The sequence below is a fragment of the Labrys wisconsinensis genome, from assembly GCF_030814995.1.
Classification (GTDB): domain Bacteria; phylum Pseudomonadota; class Alphaproteobacteria; order Rhizobiales; family Labraceae; genus Labrys; species Labrys wisconsinensis.
This window is the reverse complement of the sequence record NZ_JAUSVX010000004.1, coordinates 1-19,324: the sequence shown is the minus strand read 5'-3', so window position 1 is coordinate 19,324 and position 19,324 is coordinate 1. Positions and strand designations below refer to the sequence as shown.

The window sequence follows — 19,324 nt, the reverse complement described above, 5'->3', positions numbered from 1 at the left end:
GCGTCAGCGCCGGCCCGACATGATGAGGTGGACGATTTCGTTGCGGTCCGTCTCCGCCGTGCGCAATTCGGCGGCCTTGCGGCCGCGGTGGAGCACGGCGATGCGGTCGGTGACGCGCAGGACGTCGTCCATGTTGTGGGTGATGTAGACCACTGCCACGCCCTGGCCGGCGAGCTGGCGCGTCAGCTCCAGCACCTTGGTCTGCTCGGGGACGCTGAGCGCCGCCGTCGGCTCGTCGAGGATGACGAGGCTCGCCTTCCAGCGGATGGCGCGGGCGATGGCGATCGCCTGGCGCTGGCCGCCGGACAGGCTGTCGACGTTGACGCGCAGCGAGGGGATGTGGATGTCGAGCCGCTTCAGCGTCTCGGCGGCGTCGCGCTCCATCTCGCGGTTGCGCAGGATGCGGATGAGCCGCGGCACGAGGTCGAAGGTGCGCTCGCGGCCGATGAAGAAATTGTCGGCCACCGGCAGGTTCGGAATCAGAGCCAGGTCCTGGAACACGGTCTCGATGCCGAGCTGGTGGGCGCGGTCGGGCGAGGCGATCCGCACCACCTCGCCGCAGCACTCGATCGTGCCGGCGCTCGGCTGGTGCACGCCGGCGATGACCTTGACCAGCGTGGTCTTGCCGGCGCCGTTGTCGCCGAGCAGGCCGAGCACCTCGCCGCGCCGGATCTCCAGGTCGATGCCGTCGAGGGCGAGCAGGCCGCCGAAGCGCTTGCCGACGCCGGCGAGCCTCAAAAAGGCGGCATCGGCCGCCGCAGCGGTAGGCGCCGGCGCCAGGACCGCGGCGGTCATGGTGCGCCTCCCGTGCGCAGCTCGTCGAGAATGGCGATGCCGTGGCGCAGGATCGCCTCCTCGCTCTCCCGGAAGCCGTAGACCTGCGCCTCGTACTCGACCGAGAGCGCCCCGGCATAGCCGGCCCGGGCGAGGCCTTCGACCAGGCCGGCAAAGTCGATGGTGCCCTGGCCGAGCGGCGGGAAGCTGAAATCGGGATAGCGCCCCCTGCCGTCCTTGAGATGGACGTGGACGATACGGTCGGCGAGCTCGTTGACCACCCGGCTGGGATCCTCGCCCTGGACCTCCAGATGGCTCGGATCGAAGTTGACCTTGAACGCCACGCCGGGCAGGTCGCGGGCGAGGCGGTGATAGTCCTCGACGCCGTGGAAGAGATGGCCGGCGATCGCCTCGACCGCGAGCGTGACGCCGCGGCGGGCGGCATGCTCGGTGGTGCGCGCCACCGCGTCGGCGAACCAGCGCCAGGCCTCCCCGTGCGGCGTCCCCGGCGCGGACGGGCCGGAGAGGATGTGCACGACCGGAGCCCCGACATCGACGGCAAGGTCGGTGCAGCCATCGACGAAGGCGATGGCGGCGGCGCGCCCGGCCCCGTCGTCGGCGACCATGCCGACATGGGCGCCGACGGCCGGGATGGCGAGGCCGTGGCGGCGGCAGGCCTCGACGACGGCGCGGCGCTCGTCCGCCGGGGTGTCGGGCGTGACGTGGGCCGGCGCCCAGGGCAAGGTCTCGGCATTGAGCTCGATGGCGGCATAGCCCGCGGCGGCCACCCTGTCGATCGCCTCGAGGATGCCGCGCTGCGGCAGGCCGACGCTGTGGAAGCATCCGATCATGGCGGGCCTCATGCGTAGGTCGGGACGATGAAGGGCGCGTCGGCAGCCAACGGCAGGTCGACCCAGCCGCCCGAGCGCATCGAGAGATAGGCGGCCTGCACCACCTCCTGCGCCTTGAGGCCGTCGAGGCCGGTGATGTCGGCCGGGCGGCCGGCGCGGATGGCGTCGCAGAAGCTCTTCAGCTGCGCCTCGTAGGGGCTGCGGCGCGGCGGCTTCACCGTGATCCAGCCGCCGTCGAAGCCCTTCCACCAGGCGTCGGGATAGTGGGCCTCGCGCAGCACGTCGGGCAGGTCCCTGGCGCTCTTCTCGGTGTAGACGGCGAGCGGCGCGGCGTTGAACGGGTTGAGCGTCTCGCTGGCGATATGGATGGTGCCCTCGGTGCCGTAGAGGTCGGTGCCGTCGCCGATATTGGGGGAGTAGCGGTTGCCCGAGAGGCAGCCGCGAGCGCCGCCGGCGAAGCGCGTCAGCAGCCAGACATTGTCGTCGACTGCCTCGGCCATCTCGCTGTGGGCGAGCTCGGCGAAGACGCCGGCAAAATCGCCGACGAGGTGGCGGGCGAGGTCGATGCGGTGGATGGTGAGGTCGATGATGGTGGCCCCGCCGGACTGGGCGAGGTCGTAGCGGTAGCGCGTCGCCGCCGGATAGGCCGTCGACTTCTCCGAATAGATCGAGCGCATCTGGTGGATCTTGCCGATGAAGCCGGCATCGACCAGCGCCTTGGCGATCTGCACCTGGCCCCAGAAGCGCTGGTTGAAGCCGACCTGCAGCACGACGCCGGCGGCCTCGCAGGCTTCGACCATGCGGCGGCTCTCGGCGATGTCGAGGGCGAGCGGCTTCTCGCAGAGCACGTGCTTGCCATGCGCCGCAGCGGCGATGACGCCCTCGCCGTGGAAGCGGTTGGGCGTCGCCACGACAACGGCGTCGACGCCGCCCTTGTCGAGCATGGCCTCGAGGTCGTCGAAGGCCCTGCCGCCGAATTCGTCGGCGATGGCCTCAGCCCGCCCGAGGTCGCGGTCGAACACCGCGGCGAGCTCGGCATCGGGCGAGCGGGTGATGACCGGCCCGTGGCTGAGGCGCATGATCGCGCCGGCCCCGACGAGGCCGATGCGGACGGGACGTTCCTCGGACTTCGACATCGTTCCTACCCTGTCCTTGCCAATGCGTGCGGCGCGTCTGGACGGCCGCTACTTGATGATTTTCAGCTTGCCGCGGCGGATCGAAATCATCACCGCGCCGACCAGGACGATGCCGGTCAGCACGGTCTGGACGTTGGTGGCGACGCCCATGATGATCAGCCCGTTGGCGAGCGTGGTGATGACGAGGCTGCCGACCACCGTGCCGAGGACGGAGCCGGCGCCGCCGGTGAGCGGCGTGCCGCCGATGACGACGGCGGAGATGGCCATCAGCTCGAAGCCGGTGCCGACGGTCGGGCTGCCCGAGCCGAGCTGGGAGGTGAGGATGCCGCCGCCCAGGCCGGCCAGCATGCCGGAGACGACGAACATGGCGAGCTTCACGCCGTCGACGGGCACGCCCAGCACGCGCGTCTTCTCCTCATCGCCCCCGATGGCGAAGGTATAGCGCCCGAAGGTGGTGAATCGAAGCAGCGCGCCCATCACCACCGCGACGCCGACGGCGATGGCGAAGGGCATCGGCGGAGTGCCGTAGACGTAGAAGTCGCTGGTTAGGGGGATCGGCACCGGCATGCCGCCGGTGAAGATGACGGTCGAGCCGCGGGCGACCGACAGCATGCCGAGCGTGACGACGAAGGAGGGGATGCGGCCGAAGACGAACACGGCGCCATTGACCGCCCCGAGCCCGGCGCCGACCAGCGGGGCGACCAGGAAGGCCCAGGCGCCGAGCGAGCCGATACAGCTGGCGGCGACGGCGCCGGAAAGCGCCATCACCGAGCCGACGCTGAGGTCGATGCTGCCGCCGATGATGATGAAGGTGATGCCGATGGCGACGACGCACAGCACCGCGCAGTTCTGCAGCACGATGCCGAGATTGCCCGTGGTCAGGAAGCGGTCGGGCGCCAGGACGCCGAACACGGCGACGACCACGACCAGCGCGACATAGGCGATGTATCGCGACAGGAACTCACCTGCCGATTGGGAAAGCATGACGGATCCGTCCACGAAACAGGGGCACCGGCGGCAGGCGGGCGGGGCCGCCGCCCGCCGGGCCGCGCTCATTTGGTCTGGAGCGGGAAGGTCTGCGCCGTCGCCTTGGGGTTGTCGGTCAGCGTGTAGTCCTTGACCTCATAGGGCGGCGGGTTGTCGATGAACTGCTTCTTGAAATCGGCGAAGTTCTTGCCGTTGACGCCGAGCAGGTCGAGCCGGATGTCGGTCTTCAGCGGCTTGTGGCCGTTCAAGGCGTCATAGGCGATCATCACGCCGAAGCCGAGCTGCAGCCAGTGGCCGCCGGTGGAGAAGACGTAGTTGGTGCCCTGCTGGATCAGGTCGAGCGCCTGGGGCACGAGGTCCATGCCGCCGAGCTTGATCTCCTTGTCGCGTCCGGCCTGGCGGATGGCGCGGAAGGCGCCGAGGCAGAGCGCGTCGTTGTAGCACCACACGCCATCGATCTGGCCGGAGGCGTGCGCGGCGAGCAGGTTCTGCATCGCCTGGTAGCCGGCGTCCTCGGACTCGCCGGCGCCGACATATTGCACCAGCTCCACGCCGCCCGCCGCCTTGACCGCCTCGTTCAGCCCCTGCTGGCGCCCCTCGGCGACGGACGAGCCCGGCAGGCCGCCGAGGCCGACGATCCTCTTGGCGCCCTGGGCGATGAGATATTGCGCGATGTCGCGCCCGGCCGAGACGTCGTTGGGACCGATGAAGGCGACATAGGGTGCCTGCTCGTTCTCGGCCGGGAAGCCGGGATAGCGGTCGACGATGACGATCGGCAGGCCGGCGCGCTTGGCCAGCATGATCAGGCCCGGCGCGCTCGCCGTGGACTGGGGCGTGACCACCAGCGCATTGGCGCCGCCGGCGATCAGCGACTGCACGTCGGCGAGCTGCTTGTCCTCGCGGCTTTCCGCACCGACGACGACGAGCTTGATGCCCAGATCCTCCGCCGCATGCTTGGCGAAGGCGACGGCATTGACCCAGAACGGGTTGTCGAGGGTCGGAATCGAGACGCCGATGGCCTTCGATTGCGCAACGGCAAACGACGTTGCGGAAATCATGGCCCCGAAACCGAGCGCCGTTGCACCCACGGCACCAAGCAGCATGCGCCGCGTCAGCGTGATCGACATGTCTTCCTCCCTCTTCGGGCTCCATCGTGCGGGCGCCGCTCGTCGCCTCCGGCCGGCTCGGCATTTTTTGCGAGGCCGTTGCGCCGTGACGGCTGAGATCTAGGCATATGGGATCTAATACGTCAACACTGATGTTCAATGTGAGACATGGCATCCGCACTGACGCCGCTATGTCGAGCAGGCACCCGCGGATCCGCTTGCCGCGCCTTCCGCCGTCATGGCCGGAGAAGCCCCATGGGCGCCGGGATAGAGCCGCACCGGCGCAGAACTGCGTTTCGCGGGCGGCGTAAAGCGCAACACTGTTGACCAAAGCGCATCGACGCTCCATACTCCGCCCATTCACTCGGTCGAGCGGGCTCAGGCGTGGAAATCAGATCCGTCAGCAAGGCAATCCGGCTCCTGGAGACGCTGGGGCGCGAACCGGGCGCCGTCGGCGTCTCCGAGCTCGCGCGCCAGGTGGAGATGGACAAGAGCTCGGTGTCGCGCATGCTCCGCACGCTGGAGCAGTCCGGCTTCGTCGCGCAGGACCCGGTGACCCAGCGCTACACGCTGGGCATCACCCTCGGCATCCTCGGCCACAAGGCGCTCCGCCGGATCGACCTGCGCTCCAGCGCCCGCCCGACGCTCGAGCGCCTGGCCGAGCGCACCGGCGAGTGCTCGCACATGGCGATCCTGGCGGACGGCCGCGCCTTCTATGTCGACCAGGCCGCGCCGGACCGCGGCGTGATCGTCGATGCGCCGATCGGCACGCTGGCGCCGCTCTACTGCACCGCGCTCGGCAAGTCGCTGCTCGCCTTCCAGCCGCTGCGCATCCGCGAGGCGATCCTGGCCGCGCTCGCCTTCGAGCCGTTCACCCGGCGCACCATCCGCGACCGCGCGGCGCTGGAGGGCCATCTCGCCCAGGTGCGGCGCAACCGCGTCGCCTATGACGACGAGGAGTTCAGCATCGGCGTGCGCTGCATCGCCGCGCCGGTCTTCCGTCACGACGGCACGGTGGCCGGCGCGATCGGCGTCTCCGGCCCGAGCCCGCGCGTCACCGACGACCGCATGAAGGACTGGGAAGTGCTGGTGCGCGACGAGGCCGCGGCGCTGTCGCGGCGGCTCGGCTTCGAGGACGACAAGGCCGCGGGAGCGATCGTCGGCGCCGACTAGCCCCCTGGGCGGCCCACGAGCCAGCACCACCACAAGAGACGACAGGGAGAGATGCGCATGCAGGCTCGAGAGGAGGAGGTGCGCGCCCGGGCACGCGCCATCGCCGCCGCCGGCGGACTGTCCGCGGCCCTCGCCGCCGGCACGGTGCCCGGGCGCGTCGACGTCAGCGTCTCCGAGGGCGTCGTGCTCGGGCTGATGCGCCAGGGCGTGACCAAGGTGTTCGGCATCCTCGGCCACGGCAACACCGATGTCGGCGAGGTGCTGCGCATCTATGCCGGCGAGGGGGCGCTGCGCTTCCTGCAATGCCGCAACGAGGTGGCGATGGCCCATGCCGCCACGGCGCTGCGCTGGATCTACGGCGAGACGCCGGCGGTGGTGACCTCGATCGGCCCCGGGGCGCTCCAGGCCTTCGCCGGCTCGCTCGCCGCCGCCTCCAACGGCATCGGCGTCTACCACCTCTACGGCGACGAGACGACCCATGGCGAGGGCCCCAACATGCAGCAGGTGCCGGGCACCCGCCAGGGCCAGTTCGGCCGGCTCACCGACGTCATGGGCCCGTCCTTCACCCTGCACACGCCGGAGGCGCTGCGGGAGGCGATGCGGCGCGGCAACGACGCCGTGCACCGCCCGCATGTCGCCGGTCCGTTCTATCTCTGCCTGCCGATCAACGTGCAGCCGCGCCGCATCGAAGGGCTGCGCCTCGACGCCCTGCCCGAGCGCCTCGCCCCGCCGGCGACGGCGCCGAGCGAGGCCGCGCCCTATCGCGCCGCCAGCGCCCTGGCGCTCGGCCACGGCCGCATCGTCATCAAGGCCGGCGGCGGGGCATCGTCCGCGCCCGACGCCGTCCGCCGCCTGGCCGAGCGGCTCGGCGCCGCGGTGGTGCTGTCGCCCAAGTCGACCGGCGTGCTGCCGGACGCCCACCCCCTCAACATGCATGTCGGCGGCAGCAAGGGCTCGATCAGCGGCAACCACGCCATGGAGGAGGCGAGCCTCCTCATCGCCATCGGCACCCGCGCGGTGTGCCAGGCGGACTGCTCGGGCACCGGCTATCCCAGGGCCGAGGCGGTCATCAACATCAACGGCGACCTCGCCGCCGCGGCGCACTACAACCACACCCTGATGCTGCCGGGCGACATCGGCGCGGTGATCGAGCGCTGGCTGGCGGAGCTCGGCCCGGCGCGCCCGGCCGACGCGGCGCGCACCGCCGCCTGGCGGGAGGCGTGCGCCGAGCGCAAGGCGGCCTGGCGGGCCTTCAAGGCCGAGCGCTGCGGCGCCGTCACCCTGCCCGACGCGGCCTGGGGCCGCCCGGTGCTGACCCAGCCGAGCGCCGTGGCGGCCCTCGCCCGCTTCGCCGATGCCCGCGGCGCCATCAAGATCTTCGACGCCGGCGACGTGCAGGCCAACGGCTTCCAGATCGTCGAGGACGACCGGCCCGGCCGGACCATCACCGAGGCCGGCGCCTCCTACATGGGCTTCGCCGCCAGCGCGCTGCTCGCCGCCGCCGCGGCGGACCGGCCCGCCTACATGATCGCCTTCTCCGGCGACGGCTCCTTCATGATGAACCCGCAGATCCTGGTCGACGCCGTGCTGCACGGCGTGCGCGGCATGCTGGTCGTCTTCGACAACCGGCGCATGGGCGCCATCTCCTCGCTGCAGCACGCCCAGTACGGGCCGGACTTCGCCACCGGCGACGACGTCGCGGTCGACTATGTCGCGCTCGCCGCCGCGGTGCGCGGCGTCAAGGCGGTGTTCGGCGGCTGGACGCCCGAGGCCTTCGAGGCGGCGCTGCGCGAGGCCTACGCCCATGACGGCCTCTCCGTCGTCCACGTGCCGGTCTATTGGGGCGACGACCCGCTCGGCGGCATGGGCGCCTATGGCCGCTGGAACGTCGGCCCCTGGTGCGCCGAGGTCGAGCGCCTCTACGCCGATCAGACACTGTGAAGGGCTGCGCCATGTACGAACGCTTCGGACTGTTCATCGACGGCGCCTGGCGCCCGGCGCGCGACGGCGCCACGCTGGCGGTGATCGACCCCGCGGACGAGGAGGTGATCGGCACCATCCCCCGGGCCGGGCCGGCCGATCTCGACGACGCGCTCGCGGCGCTGGCCGCGGCGGCGCCGCGCTGGCGCGCCGTCTCCGGCTGGGAGCGCTCGGCCGTGCTGCGCCGCATCGCGGCCGAGCTGCGCGCCCGCGCCGAGGAGGCGGCCGGCATGATGTCGCGCGAGACCGGCAAGCCGCTGGCCGAGGCCCGCGGCGAGCTCGCCGCCGCGGTCGACCAGTTCGACTGGTATGCCGACGAGGCCCGGCGCATCTTCGGCCACAGCCTCGACGGGCGCGAGCCGCAGGTGCGCCTGCAGGTGCGCTATGATCCCGTCGGCCCGGTCGCCGCCTTCACCGCCTGGAACTTCCCCGCCCTGCTGCCGGCGCGCAAGATTGCCGCGGCGCTCGCCGCCGGCTGCCCGATCGTGGTCAAGCCTTCGGAGGAGACGCCTTCCAGCCTCTACGTCATCGCCGAGGCGGCGCGGGCCGCGGGCCTGCCGCCCGGCGTGCTCAACGTGGTGACCGGCGCGCCGCCCGACATCGCGCGCCACCTCATCGCCTCGCCCGTCATCCGCAAGGTGTCGCTCACCGGCTCGCTCGCCGTCGGCCAGGCGCTGATGCGGCTGTGCGCCGACGGCATGAAGAAGATGACCATGGAGCTCGGCGGCCATGCGCCGGTGCTGGTCTTCGCCGATGCCGACCCGGTGGCGGCCGGCATCGCCTGCGCCCGCGCGAAATTCCGCAATGCCGGCCAGGTCTGCATCGCGCCGAGCCGCTTCTACGTGCACGAGAGCCTGTACGAGCCCTTCGCCCGGGCCATGGCCGGGACCGCGGCGGCCCTGCGCGTCGGCCACGGCCGCGACGCGGGCGTGGAGGTCGGCCCGATGGTCAATGCCCGCGGGCGCGAGCGCGTGGCCCGGCTGGTGGAGGATGCGCTCGGCCGCGGCGCCGAGCTCCTCGCCGGCGGCGGCCCGCCGCCCGGCTTCAACCGCGGCTTCTTCTATGCGCCGACCGTGCTCGGCCGCGTGCCCGAGGGCGCCGCGGTGCTGCAGGAGGAGCCGTTCGGACCGGTGGCGCCGATCCTGCCCTTCGCCGGCTTCGACGAGGTGGTGGCGCGCGCCAATGCCCTGCCCTATGGCCTTGCCGGCTACGTCTTCTCCCGCTCGCTGGAGACCGCCACCCGCGCCGCCGAGGCGCTGGAGGTCGGCATGGTCGGCGTCAACGACATGCTGCTGGCCGCGGCGGAAATCCCGTTCGGCGGCATCAAGGCGAGCGGCATGGGGCGCGAAGGCGGCCGGCTCGGCATCCTCGACTATCTCGAGCCGAAATATGTCAAGCTGCGCCTGGCGTAGCGTGAGAAGGAGCGGGCGATGAGCCAGGACGACAAGCCGCACGGCCTCAGGCGCGGCCTCACCAATTACGGCGACCGCGGCTTCAGCCTCTATCTCCGCCGCTCCTTCGCCAGCTCCATGGGCTATTCCAGGCAGATGCTGGAGCGGCCGATCGTCGGCATCTGCCATTCCGCCAGCGGCTTCAACAATTGCCACCGCCATTTCCCCGAGCTGATCGAGGCGGTGAAGCGCGGCGTGCTCGCCGCCGGCGCCCTGCCGGTGGAGTTCCCCACCATCTCGCTCGGCGAGGTCTTCCTCGAGCCGACCAGCCTGAAGTTCCGCAACCTGATGGCCATGGATGTGGAGGAGATGGTCCGCGCCCAGCCGATGGACGCGGTGGTGCTGCTCGGCGGCTGCGACAAGACCGTGCCGGCCCAGCTGATGGGCGCGGCCTCGGCCGACCTGCCGGCGATCCAGCTCGTCGCCGGGCCGATGTCGACCAGCCGCCACCGCGGCGAGCGGCTCGGCGCCTGCACGGACTGCCGGCGCTTCTGGGCGCGCTACCGCGCCGGCGAGGTGGACGACGAACAGATCGACGCGGTGGAGCAGCGCCTCGCCTCGACATCAGGCACCTGCGCCGTGATGGGCACGGCCAGCACCATGGCGAGCCTCGCCGAGGCGCTCGGCATGATGCCGGCCGGCGCCGCCGCCATCCCCGCCGTCGACGCCGACCGGCTGCGCATGGCGGAGGAGACGGGCCGCATCGCCGTGTCGCTGATCGGCTCGGACCGGCGCCCGAGCCGGATCATGACGGCCAAGGCCTTCGAGAACGCGGTGCGCGTGCTGCTGGCGCTCGGCGGCTCGACCAATGCCGTGGTGCATCTCGCCGCCATCGCCGGCCGGCTCGGCCACCGCCTCGACCTCGACGCGATGAACGCCATGAGCGAGACCACGCCGGTGCTGGTCGACCTCAAGCCCACCGGCAGCGCCTATATGGAGGACCTCTACGCCGCCGGCGGCATCCCCGCCGTGCTGCGCGAATTGCGCCCGCTGCTGCATCTCGACTGCCTGACCGTGACCGGCGAGACCCTCGGCGAGCGTATCGACGCCGCGCCCGCCTGGGTGGACCGCGCCGTGGTGCACGCAGCCGTCGCGCCGGTCCGGCCGACCGGCGGGCTCGTCGCCCTGTTCGGCAACCTCGCCCCGCGCGGCGCCATCCTGAAGCGCGCCGCCGCCGACCCCGCCTTGTTCGAGCGCGAGGGCCGCGCCGTGGTGTTCACCTCGCTCGCCGACCTCGCCGCCCGCATCGACGACCCCGCCCTCGACGTGACGCCCGAGGATTTCCTGGTGCTGCAGAATGCCGGGCCGACCAGCGAGGCCGCCATGCCCGAGGCCGGCTACCTCCCGATCCCCGCCAAGCTCGCCCGCGCCGGCGTCAAGGACATGGTGCGCATCTCCGATGCGCGCATGAGCGGCACCGCCTACGGCACCATCGTGCTGCACGTCGCCCCCGACGCCGCCTCCGGCGGCCCGCTCGCCCTGGTGCGCGACGGCGACCGCATCCGCCTCAGCGTGGCGGAGCGGCGGCTGGAACTGCTGGTCGACGATGAGGAGCTCGCCGCGCGGCGCGAGGGCCTGCCGCCCCGTGCGCGCAAGCCGACACGGGGGTATCAGCGGCTGTACGAGGAGCAGATTTTGCAGGCGGACGAGGGGTGCGACTTCGGGTTTCTGAGGGGGCTGAAGGTGGAGGGCTGAGCGCCGTCCCCGTCGCGTAAGGGGTGGCAGCTCAGCCGGCCGGCGATCCAGTCAAATCGCGGCACTGGCAGCAGTCAATGTCGCCGATGCGCCGCAGCAGCGCCCGGTCCTCGTATCGCACCTGTCGCATCGCGCATCCGGCATTGCGGCCGTGCGATGCGACGGCCTTCGGCCGCGCCGGGTGCTTCCTGTCAACTTGCTGTCAATCCACCGAGATCGATGCCGGCACGGGCTGATTCGCCACGGCGCGACCATATTTCCCCTCCCTGCTGCCCCGAACGGCCGCAGATTCGAACAATTGGCCGGATCCCGCGCCCTCGGCGTGGCTTGCCCGAACCGGCGATTGCGTGCCGATTGCGGACGGGTGGGCTATTACCTGCATTCTTGCAGAACTCAGCCCCTCACACTGCCGGATCGATTGCAAAAGAATCCACGTTTCACCGGAGTCGATGGACGTCGGTAATAACTTGCAAAACAAATAGGGTTAATTATACTTTTGACTGTCGACAGAGTGCGGGACGATGCGGGCCGCCGTCGCCTATATCAGGATCCAGACGCTACGTCATGGCCAAGCGAGCTATGGCCTCGAGCCGCAGCGTCAAGCCATCCGGCGCTTCGCCGCTCGGGAAGGCCTCGCCATCCTCGGCGAACATATCGAGGTGGAGGTCGGCAAGGTCCCGGAGGCGCTCGGCGACCGCCCGCTGCTGGCGGCGGCGGTGGCCGCGGCCCTGCGGGCGCGCTGCCCGCTGGTGGTGGCGCGGCTCGATCGCCTGTCCAACGACGTCGCCTTCATCGCCGGCCTGATGGCCCGGCAGATCGCCGTCGTCGTGGCCGAGGGCGGGCCGGACGTGCACCCCTTCATGCTGCATCTCTACGAGCGGCTGTCGCACAAGGAACGCTCGCTCATCTCCGAGCGCACCCGGATCGCGCTCGCCGCGCGCAAGGCCGAGGGCAAGCCCCTGGGCAATCCGGCGCTGGTCGAGACCGCCGCGGTGCTGGGGCGGGCGGCCGTGCAGGCCAATGCCGACGCCTTCGCCGACGCCCTGCTGCCGACGATCGAGCGCATCCGGGCCACCGGCGTCACCAGCTATGACGGCATCGCCGCCGCGCTCAACGCCGACGGGGTGCAGACGCGCCGCCACGGCGCCTGGCATGCGACGACGGTGCGCAACCTGCTCCTGCGCAAATCCCGGCCGCCCTCCTCCGGGTCCTGATCCGCCGACCGCCGCCCCACGGCGAGGTCCATGCGCGAGCAGCCATGCCGGGCAACGCGCACCGTCCCGGCCGGGAGAAGGGCGGGGTTCAGGACGTCATGCTCACCCCCGAACGCCCTGACCGGCCCGGAGCGTGACGCGGACCTTGTCCGCCCCGGCGTTTCACGGCCCTGAAATCACCCGCACGCATTTCAGGCCACGCCATGGCCGGCGCCTGGCATCGGCGACTCGACACCTTCGAGCGCCGAGCACCGGAAGGTCGCCGCAGTCGACGGATTGACTTTTTCATATTTGTGAAAAATTATTGCCACAATTCACGCCGGTGGCGCAGCATGACCGCAGCGGCCCTTCCCTCCCCGAACGCGACCTCCGAGCACCGGCGCCGGCTGTTCGGCGCGGCGATGATGCTGCCGGGAGCGCTGGCGAGCCTGGTGCTGGTGCTGTTCGCGCTCGGGGCCGTGCTGGCGCTGGGCTTTCGCCGCAACGACGGCACGCTCGCCGGCGCCGGCTTCACCCTCGACAATTTCGCCGCCGCGCTCGGCGACCCGCTCTATGGCGCGGTGCTGCTGCGCTCGCTGGCCATCGCCGGCCTGGTGACGCTCGCGACGGTCGCGACTGCCTATCCCGTCAGCTATTACATCGCCTTCCATGCCGGGCGCCGCCGCGGCCTCATCCTGTTCCTGGTGACGCTGCCGTTCTGGACCAGCTATCTCCTGCGGGTGTTCGCCTGGAAGATCGTGCTCGCCTTCAACGGCGTGCTCAACTCGGCGCTGCTGACCAGCGGGCTGACCGCCGAGCCGATTCTCGCCTTCCTCAACACCCCGGCCGCGGTGGTGGTGACGCTGGCGCATGCCTATGCCGCCTTCGCCATCCTGCCGATCTACGTGGCGCTCGACACCATCCCGCGCTCGCTGCTCGAGGCGGCCGGCGACCTCGGCGCCCGGCCCTTCACCACCTTCCGCCGCGTGGTGCTGCCGCTTTCCATGCCCGGCGTGCTCTCGGCGGCGCTGGTGGTGTTCGTGCCGACGGTCGGCGACTATGTCACGCCGGCGCTGGTCGGCGGGCCGGCCAGCACCATGATCGGCTCGATCATCCAGGCCCAGTTCGGCAAGGCCGACGACTGGCCGTTCGGCGCCGCCCTTTCCGTCCTGGTCATGCTGGTCATCCTCGCCGTGGTGCTGGCCGCCCGGGCCGGCGACCGGCGCTGGGGGAGCCGGACATGAGCGCGCCCGACGCCGCCCCGGGCGGGCGCTGGCTCGCCGCCTATGTCGGGGCCTACCTCGTCTTTCTCTACCTGCCGATCGTGCTGATCCCGCTGTTCTCGTTCAACGATTCGATCCAGGCCGCCTTCCCCCTGAAGGGCTTCACCCTCGCCTGGTACGCCGGCCTCTTCGCCAACGAGGAGCTGCACCGCGCGCTCTTCACCAGCCTCGTCGTCGGCCTCTGCGCGGCGGCGCTGGCGACGCTGACCGGCGTCACCGTCGCCTATATGGACGTGGTCGGCGGCGGGCGGACGGCGCGGCTGGTCTCGGCGCTGGCGCGCCTGCCGATCCTGATCCCCGGCGTCATCGTCGGCATCGCCCTGCTGATCCTGGCCAACCTCGCCGGGCTCGGGCCATCACGCGCCGCCATCGTGCTCGGCCACACGCTGGTGGCGCTGCCGACCACGGTGGTCATCATGCGCAGCCGGCTCAAAGCCCTGCCCAGGAGCCTCGGCGAGGCGGCGATGGATCTCGGCGCGCATGAGGCGACGGTGTTCCGGCGCGTGCTGCTGCCGCTCGCCGCGCCGGCGGTGGCCTCGGCCTTCCTGCTCGCCTTCCTCACCTCGTTCGACGAGTTCATCGTCGCCTTCTTCCTCGCCGGCACCGACGCGACGCTGCCGGTGTTCATCTGGAGCCAGCTGCGCTTTCCCAAGGCCCTGCCCGGCGTGATGGCGCTCGGCACCCTCATCCTCGCCGTTTCGGTCGCCGTCGCCACCGGCGCCGAGCTGATCCGCCGCCGCGGCCTGCGCGGCGCCGGTCCCGTCCCGGCCGCCGCGGCCGGGGCGGCGCTGCAAGCCTGAACAACCAGAGAGGGACCCCCATGCCTGCCCGCGCAAACGCATTCCGCCTCGCCAGGAGGCTCATCGGCGGCCTCACCGCCGCTCTTGCTATCGGCGCCGCCCTCGCCGGCACGGCCGCGGCCGGCGACAAGCTCGCCTATTTCACCTGGTCGGGCTACGAGCTGCCGGACTTCAACAAGAGCTTCCTCGCCGCCCATCCCGACGGGCTGGAGACCGCGATGTTCGGCGACGACGACGACGCCTACACCAAGGTCAAGGCAGGCTTTCACCCCGACATCGCCCATCCCTGCTACGACAAGGTGGCGATCTGGCGCAAAGCCGGGCTGATCCAGCCGATCGACACCGGGCGCCTGAAGAACTGGGACACCATCTTCCCGGTGTTCAAGGCCCTGCCCGACCTGCAGGCGGGTGACGGCAAGGTATGGATGGTGCCCTGGGACTGGGGCAACACCTCGATCCTCTACCGCACCGACCTGGTGAAGGACCCCGAGCAGAGCTGGACCCTCTTGTGGGACAAGCGCTATGCCGGCCGCATGGCCACCATCGACGCCGTGCACGACACGCCGATCGTCGCCGCGTTGCTCGCGGGGGTGAATCCGTTCGACCTGACGCCGGCCGAGCTCGACAAGGTGGCGGACAAGCTGCGCGAGCAGCGCCCGCTCCTGCGCAGCTACACCACCGACATGACCTCGGTGGAGCAGTCGCTGGCGAGCGGCGAACTGGTCGCGGCCATGACCTGGAACGCCTCGGCCACCACGCTGAAGAAGCAGGGCGTCCCGGTGGAGTTCATGAAGCCGAAGGAGGGCATGCTGACCTGGGCCTGCGGCATGGTGCTCTTGAAGGATGCCCAGCACGTCGACCTCGCCTATGACTTCATCAACAGCCGCCTGGAGGCCGAATCGGGCAAGCAGCTGATCGAGCAATACGGCTATGGCAGCGCCTCCAGCGCGGCCTTCGCCGAGGTGCCGAAGGCCGACCTCGACCGGCTGCAGCTGCCTGCCGACCCGGAGGTGATGCTGAAGTCGACCGTGTTCACCGGCCCGATGAAGCAGAACGAGGACCTCGCCAAGATGTTCGAGAAGGTGAAGGCGGGGGGGTGATGGGGGGACTTTGCACGAACCGCCTGATGCGCGACGCCAGCCAATCCCCTCCCCCGAGCAAGTCGGATGTTTCCGACTTGCCTCTTCAGCGGTCGATCTCGGGAACACCCGAGATCGACGGGGAGGGGTACGGGGTGGGGGTCCATCAGGATCGAGCACGACGCATATCGAGAGGCGCCCTTTGCGTGCCGATCGACCTCATTCTGCACGACCCCCACCCCTCACCCCTCCCCGCAAGGGGGAGGGGAGCGGCCGGTGTTGCGCCATATACGTCTGGCGCCTGCCGGCGTTTGTCACCTTCGGGAGGCCTTGCGTGACGGTCGAACAGATCGACGAAGGCGACGCTTCCGACCATGCGGCGGCCGACATCCGCGTCGGGCGGCGCATCCGGGCGCTGCGGCTGGAGCGCCATCTCGGCCTCACCGAGCTCGCCCAGCGCGCCGGCATCTCGGTCGGCGCGCTCAGCCAGATCGAGCGCGGCCTGACCTCGCTGCGCGTGCGGGTGCTCTGGCCGCTCGCCGCCGCGCTCGACGTCGAGCCGCACAGCCTCATCTCCGAGGGTGGCGAGGAGGCAGGCGACCTCTACAGCGTGCGCGCCAATGGCCGCCGGCAGGTGCCGGTCTGGTCCGAGGGCATCCGCAAGGACCTCTTGTCGCCGCCGGGCGCGGCCCTGACCGGGCTGATGGTCCGGGTGGAGCCGGGCTGCGGAGCCGCGGCGGCCTATGCCCATGCCGGGCACGAGTTCGGCATCGTCGAGGCCGGCGAGCTGGAGCTGACCATCGACGGCGTCGTCTACCTCCTCAAGGCCGGCGACAGCTTCGCCTTCAAGAGCACGCTCTCCCACACGTTCCGCAATCCCGGCCGCGAGCCCTGCACGGTGCTGTGGGTCAACACGGTCAAGCCCTCCGAGGTGCGCGGTGGCGGCTGATCCGGTCCTGCGGCTGGAAGCCGTCTCCAAGCGCTTTCCCGGCGGCGTGGTCGGCCTCGACGAGGTCGACCTCACCATTGCCACGGGCGAGTTCCTCAGCCTGCTCGGCCCCTCCGGCTGCGGCAAGACCACCACGCTCAGGGTCATCGCCGGCTTCGAGCAGCCGACCGGGGGCCGGGTCCTGCTCGACGGCCGCGACGTCACGGCGCTGCGGCCCTATGACCGGCCGGTCAACACCGTGTTCCAGGACTATGCCCTGTTCCCGCACATGGACGTCGCCGAGAATGTCGGCTTCGGCCTGACGCTGCGACGGCTCCCCGCCGCCGACATGCGGCGCCGGATCGCGGCGGCGCTGGAGCTGGTCGGCCTCGCCGACAAGATCGGCGCGCGGGTCGCCGCCCTCTCCGGCGGCCAGCGCCAGCGCGTCGCCCTCGCCCGGGCGATCGTGTGCGAGCCCCGGGTGCTGCTGCTCGACGAGCCGCTCTCGGCGCTCGACGCGCATCTGCGCGAGCAGATGCAGGTTGAGCTCAAGCGCCTGCAGGCCGAGCTCGGCACCACCTTCGTCATGGTGACGCACGACCAGACCGAGGCCTTGTCCATCTCCGACCGCATCGCGGTGATGAACCGCGGCCGCATCGAGCAGATCGCCGGCCCGGCCGAGCTCTACGATGCGCCCGCCACCCGCTTCGTCGCCGGCTTCATCGGCACCATGAACGTGCTGGAGGGCCGGGTGGTCGAGCGCCGCGGCGACGGCCTCCTCGTCGCCGCCGGCCCGCTCATGCTGGAAGCGCAGGGCGAGGGTCCGGGGCCGGGCGAGCCGCTCGCCGTCGGCATCCGCCCGGAGGACGTGCTGATCGAGGCCGAGGCGCCCGATACGGCTGCCGCGCGCCTCGTCGGCACCGTGTTCCATGGCCGTTCCCTGCGCCTCCACGCCCGGCTCGCCGACGGGACCGAGCTCACCATCGACACGCCGCGGCGCGCCGCCTCCGCCGGCTTCGCGGTCGGCGACACGCTTTTTCTTAGCGTCCGGCCGGGCGCGGCGCGTACATTGCGCGCGGCCTGAACCCATCTTCACCACCGAGCAACGGATCCGGAATCCATGTCCAACCATCTCCGCTTCTACATCGACGGCGCCTGGGTCGACCCGGTCGTGCCCGCGCGGCTCGACGTCATCGATCCCTCGACCGAGGAGGCCTTCACCGCGATCTCGATCGGCTCCAGGGCGGATGTCGACCGGGCGGTGGCCGCGGCGCAGGCGGCCTTTCCCGCCTTCTCCGTGACGACGAAGGCCGAGCGCCTCGCCCTGCTGCGGCGGGTGCTGGAGGCCTATAACGAGCGCTTCGAGGACATCGCCGCCGCCGTGTCGCAGGAGATGGGCGCGCCGCTCGGCTTCGCCCGCGAGGCGCAGGCCTGGGCCGGCCGCGGCCATATGGAGGCGACCATCGCGGCGCTGGAGGCCTTCGAGTTCGAGCACCAGCGCGGCACGACCCGCGTGGTCAAGGAGCCGATCGGCGTCTGCGGGCTGATCACCCCCTGGAACTGGCCGCTCAACCAGATCGTCTGCAAGGTCGCCCCGGCGCTGGCCGCCGGCTGCACCATGGTGCTGAAGCCGAGCGAAATCGCGCCGATCAGCGGCATCGTCTTCGCCGAGGTGATGCACGCGGCCGGCGTGCCCAAGGGCGTGTTCAACCTCATCAACGGCACCGGCCCGGATGTCGGCCAGGTGATGGCCGGCCATCCCGGCATCGACATGATGTCGTTCACCGGCTCGACCCGCGCCGGCATCATCGTCGCCAAGACCGCCGCCGACACGGTGAAGCGCGTGGCCCAGGAGCTCGGCGGCAAGTCCGCCAACATCATCCTGCCCGACGCCGACTTCGCCGCCGCCGTGACCAAGGGCGTGGAAGGTTGCTTCGGCAACAGCGGCCAGTCCTGCGACGCCCCCACCCGCATGCTGGTGCCGGCCGGGCGCCACGACGAGGCCCTCGCCATCGCCAAGGCCGCGGCCGAGACCCACAAGGTCGGCGACCCCAAGGCCGCCGACACGGTGCTCGGCCCGGTGGTCAGCCAGCTCCAGTACGACAAGATCCAGCGCCTGATCGAAAGCGGCATCGCCGAGGGCGCCACGCTGGTCACCGGCGGTCCGGGCCGGCCGGACGGGCTCAACCGCGGCTATTACGTCCGCCCGACGGTGTTCGGCCATGTCACGCCGGGCATGACCATCGCCCGCGAGGAAATCTTCGGGCCGGTGCTCTCGGTGCTGTCCTACGAGAGCGAGGACCAGGCGGTCCAGATCGCCAACGACACGGTCTACGGGCTGGCGGCCTATGTCCAGTCGGAGGACAAGGCCCATGCCCGCCGGGTCGCGGCGCGGATGCGGGCCGGCTCGGTCTATCTCAGCTATCCCGACTGGGACACGCAGGCTCCGTTCGGCGGCTACAAGCAGTCCGGGAATGGGCGCGAATATGCCGATTTCGGCATCCACGACTTCCTGGAGATCAAGGGCATCGTCGGCTACGGGGCGGCGTGAAGGGGGGCCTGGGAGAGCGAGGACGAGGAATCGGCGACTCGGTTGTGGCAAAATGGGGCGCAAAAGCCTTCTCCACCGGAGGTGGGGAAGGTGGCGCCACGAAGTGGCGACGGATGGGGTGTGGCGCGCAGGGCTCGGCGTTTGCAAGTCCTCGCACAACCGTCGGTGCCAGCCGAACACCGTCCCGGACCTGCCCGCCACACCCCATCCGACCCGACTTCGTCGGGCCACCTTCCCCACTTCGTGGCTGTTGTGTTCACACATTTAGGTATTCGAGGCCTACCTAAGGTGATTCTCTCTCGCACGATTGATTCGCGAGAGATGGGCGATGGATATT

The 19,324-nt window shown here is 70.9% G+C and carries 16 protein-coding genes; 11 read left to right on the top strand and 5 right to left on the bottom strand.

The features are described 5' to 3' along the window. Positions 1 to 3 precede the first annotated feature (3 nt). The 5 genes from QO011_RS12805 to QO011_RS12785 all read right to left on the bottom strand — a co-directional run bounded on the left by QO011_RS12805 (position 4) and on the right by QO011_RS12785 (position 4,875). The gene (locus QO011_RS12805) at positions 4 to 795 is read right to left on the bottom strand and encodes an ATP-binding cassette domain-containing protein (RefSeq protein WP_307272376.1); all 792 of its coding nucleotides are present in this window, start codon (positions 793 to 795) and stop codon (positions 4 to 6) included. Further along, complete coding sequence (locus QO011_RS12800; protein ID WP_307272374.1) at positions 792 to 1,625, bottom strand: sugar phosphate isomerase/epimerase family protein; 834 nt, start codon at positions 1,623 to 1,625, stop codon at positions 792 to 794. Before QO011_RS12800 ends, QO011_RS12805 begins: the two co-directional genes overlap by 4 nt. Positions 1,626 to 1,633: 8 nt before the next feature. Next, complete coding sequence (locus QO011_RS12795) at positions 1,634 to 2,761, bottom strand: Gfo/Idh/MocA family protein (protein WP_307272372.1); 1,128 nt, start codon at positions 2,759 to 2,761, stop codon at positions 1,634 to 1,636. A gap of 48 nt (positions 2,762 to 2,809) precedes the next feature. Continuing rightward, complete coding sequence (locus QO011_RS12790) at positions 2,810 to 3,745, bottom strand: ABC transporter permease (protein WP_307272371.1); 936 nt, start codon at positions 3,743 to 3,745, stop codon at positions 2,810 to 2,812. Positions 3,746 to 3,813: 68 nt separating this feature from the next. Continuing rightward, positions 3,814 to 4,875, bottom strand: coding sequence for an ABC transporter substrate-binding protein (locus tag QO011_RS12785; RefSeq protein WP_307272370.1), 1,062 nt, complete (start codon positions 4,873 to 4,875; stop codon positions 3,814 to 3,816). A gap of 363 nt (positions 4,876 to 5,238) precedes the next feature. On the opposite strand from QO011_RS12785, the gene QO011_RS12780 reads away from it, so the two are divergent. The 11 genes from QO011_RS12780 (at position 5,239) to QO011_RS12730 (ending at position 18,987) form a co-directional block, all read left to right on the top strand. Next, the gene (locus QO011_RS12780; protein WP_307272369.1) at positions 5,239 to 6,027 is read left to right on the top strand and encodes an IclR family transcriptional regulator; all 789 of its coding nucleotides are present in this window, start codon (positions 5,239 to 5,241) and stop codon (positions 6,025 to 6,027) included. 57 nt (positions 6,028 to 6,084) lie between these two features. Further along, positions 6,085 to 7,968, top strand: a complete 1,884-nt coding sequence (locus tag QO011_RS12775; protein WP_307272367.1) for a thiamine pyrophosphate-binding protein — start codon at positions 6,085 to 6,087, stop codon at positions 7,966 to 7,968. Between the two features lie 11 nt (positions 7,969 to 7,979). Then, positions 7,980 to 9,419, top strand: a complete 1,440-nt coding sequence (locus tag QO011_RS12770; RefSeq protein ID WP_307272365.1) for an NAD-dependent succinate-semialdehyde dehydrogenase — start codon at positions 7,980 to 7,982, stop codon at positions 9,417 to 9,419. A gap of 18 nt (positions 9,420 to 9,437) precedes the next feature. Beyond that, a complete protein-coding gene (locus QO011_RS12765; protein WP_307272364.1) occupies positions 9,438 to 11,153 on the top strand; it encodes an IlvD/Edd family dehydratase in 1,716 nt (571 codons plus the stop codon). A 521-nt stretch (positions 11,154 to 11,674) separates the two neighbouring features. Then, complete coding sequence (locus tag QO011_RS12760) at positions 11,675 to 12,367, top strand: recombinase family protein (protein ID WP_307272362.1); 693 nt, start codon at positions 11,675 to 11,677, stop codon at positions 12,365 to 12,367. Positions 12,368 to 12,699: 332 nt separating this feature from the next. Next, entirely contained in the window at positions 12,700 to 13,590 is an 891-nt protein-coding gene (locus tag QO011_RS12755; protein WP_307272361.1) for an ABC transporter permease, read from the top strand. Next, on the top strand, positions 13,587 to 14,429 hold the full coding sequence (locus QO011_RS12750) for an ABC transporter permease (RefSeq protein WP_307272359.1): 843 nt from the start codon (positions 13,587 to 13,589) through the stop codon (positions 14,427 to 14,429). Before QO011_RS12755 ends, QO011_RS12750 begins: the two co-directional genes overlap by 4 nt. 20 nt (positions 14,430 to 14,449) lie before the next feature. Beyond that, positions 14,450 to 15,529 carry an ABC transporter substrate-binding protein gene (locus tag QO011_RS12745; protein WP_307272357.1) on the top strand — a complete coding sequence of 360 codons (1,080 nt, stop codon included), beginning with the start codon at positions 14,450 to 14,452 and terminating at the stop codon, positions 15,527 to 15,529. A gap of 313 nt (positions 15,530 to 15,842) precedes the next feature. Further along, entirely contained in the window at positions 15,843 to 16,457 is a 615-nt protein-coding gene (locus QO011_RS12740) for a helix-turn-helix domain-containing protein (RefSeq protein ID WP_307272356.1), read from the top strand. Next, the gene (locus tag QO011_RS12735; RefSeq protein WP_307272355.1) at positions 16,447 to 17,520 is read left to right on the top strand and encodes an ABC transporter ATP-binding protein; all 1,074 of its coding nucleotides are present in this window, start codon (positions 16,447 to 16,449) and stop codon (positions 17,518 to 17,520) included. The genes QO011_RS12740 and QO011_RS12735 overlap by 11 nt, the downstream gene beginning before the upstream one ends. Before the next feature lie 36 nt (positions 17,521 to 17,556). After that, entirely contained in the window at positions 17,557 to 18,987 is a 1,431-nt protein-coding gene (locus tag QO011_RS12730; protein WP_307272353.1) for an aldehyde dehydrogenase family protein, read from the top strand. Positions 18,988 to 19,324: the final 337 nt, after the last annotated feature.

Coding starts and splice junctions, on each gene's coding strand:
- QO011_RS12805 (WP_307272376.1), bottom strand. CDS start 795: ATGACCGCCGCGGTCCTGGCGCCGGCGCCTACCGCTGCGGCGGCCGAT.
- QO011_RS12800 (WP_307272374.1), bottom strand. CDS start 1,625: ATGATCGGATGCTTCCACAGCGTCGGCCTGCCGCAGCGCGGCATCCTC.
- QO011_RS12795 (WP_307272372.1), bottom strand. CDS start 2,761: ATGTCGAAGTCCGAGGAACGTCCCGTCCGCATCGGCCTCGTCGGGGCC.
- QO011_RS12790 (WP_307272371.1), bottom strand. CDS start 3,745: ATGCTTTCCCAATCGGCAGGTGAGTTCCTGTCGCGATACATCGCCTAT.
- QO011_RS12785 (WP_307272370.1), bottom strand. CDS start 4,875: ATGTCGATCACGCTGACGCGGCGCATGCTGCTTGGTGCCGTGGGTGCA.
- QO011_RS12775 (WP_307272367.1), top strand. CDS start 6,085: ATGCAGGCTCGAGAGGAGGAGGTGCGCGCCCGGGCACGCGCCATCGCC.
- QO011_RS12770 (WP_307272365.1), top strand. CDS start 7,980: ATGTACGAACGCTTCGGACTGTTCATCGACGGCGCCTGGCGCCCGGCG.
- QO011_RS12765 (WP_307272364.1), top strand. CDS start 9,438: ATGAGCCAGGACGACAAGCCGCACGGCCTCAGGCGCGGCCTCACCAAT.
- QO011_RS12760 (WP_307272362.1), top strand. CDS start 11,675: ATGCGGGCCGCCGTCGCCTATATCAGGATCCAGACGCTACGTCATGGC.
- QO011_RS12755 (WP_307272361.1), top strand. CDS start 12,700: ATGACCGCAGCGGCCCTTCCCTCCCCGAACGCGACCTCCGAGCACCGG.
- QO011_RS12750 (WP_307272359.1), top strand. CDS start 13,587: ATGAGCGCGCCCGACGCCGCCCCGGGCGGGCGCTGGCTCGCCGCCTAT.
- QO011_RS12745 (WP_307272357.1), top strand. CDS start 14,450: ATGCCTGCCCGCGCAAACGCATTCCGCCTCGCCAGGAGGCTCATCGGC.
- QO011_RS12730 (WP_307272353.1), top strand. CDS start 17,557: ATGTCCAACCATCTCCGCTTCTACATCGACGGCGCCTGGGTCGACCCG.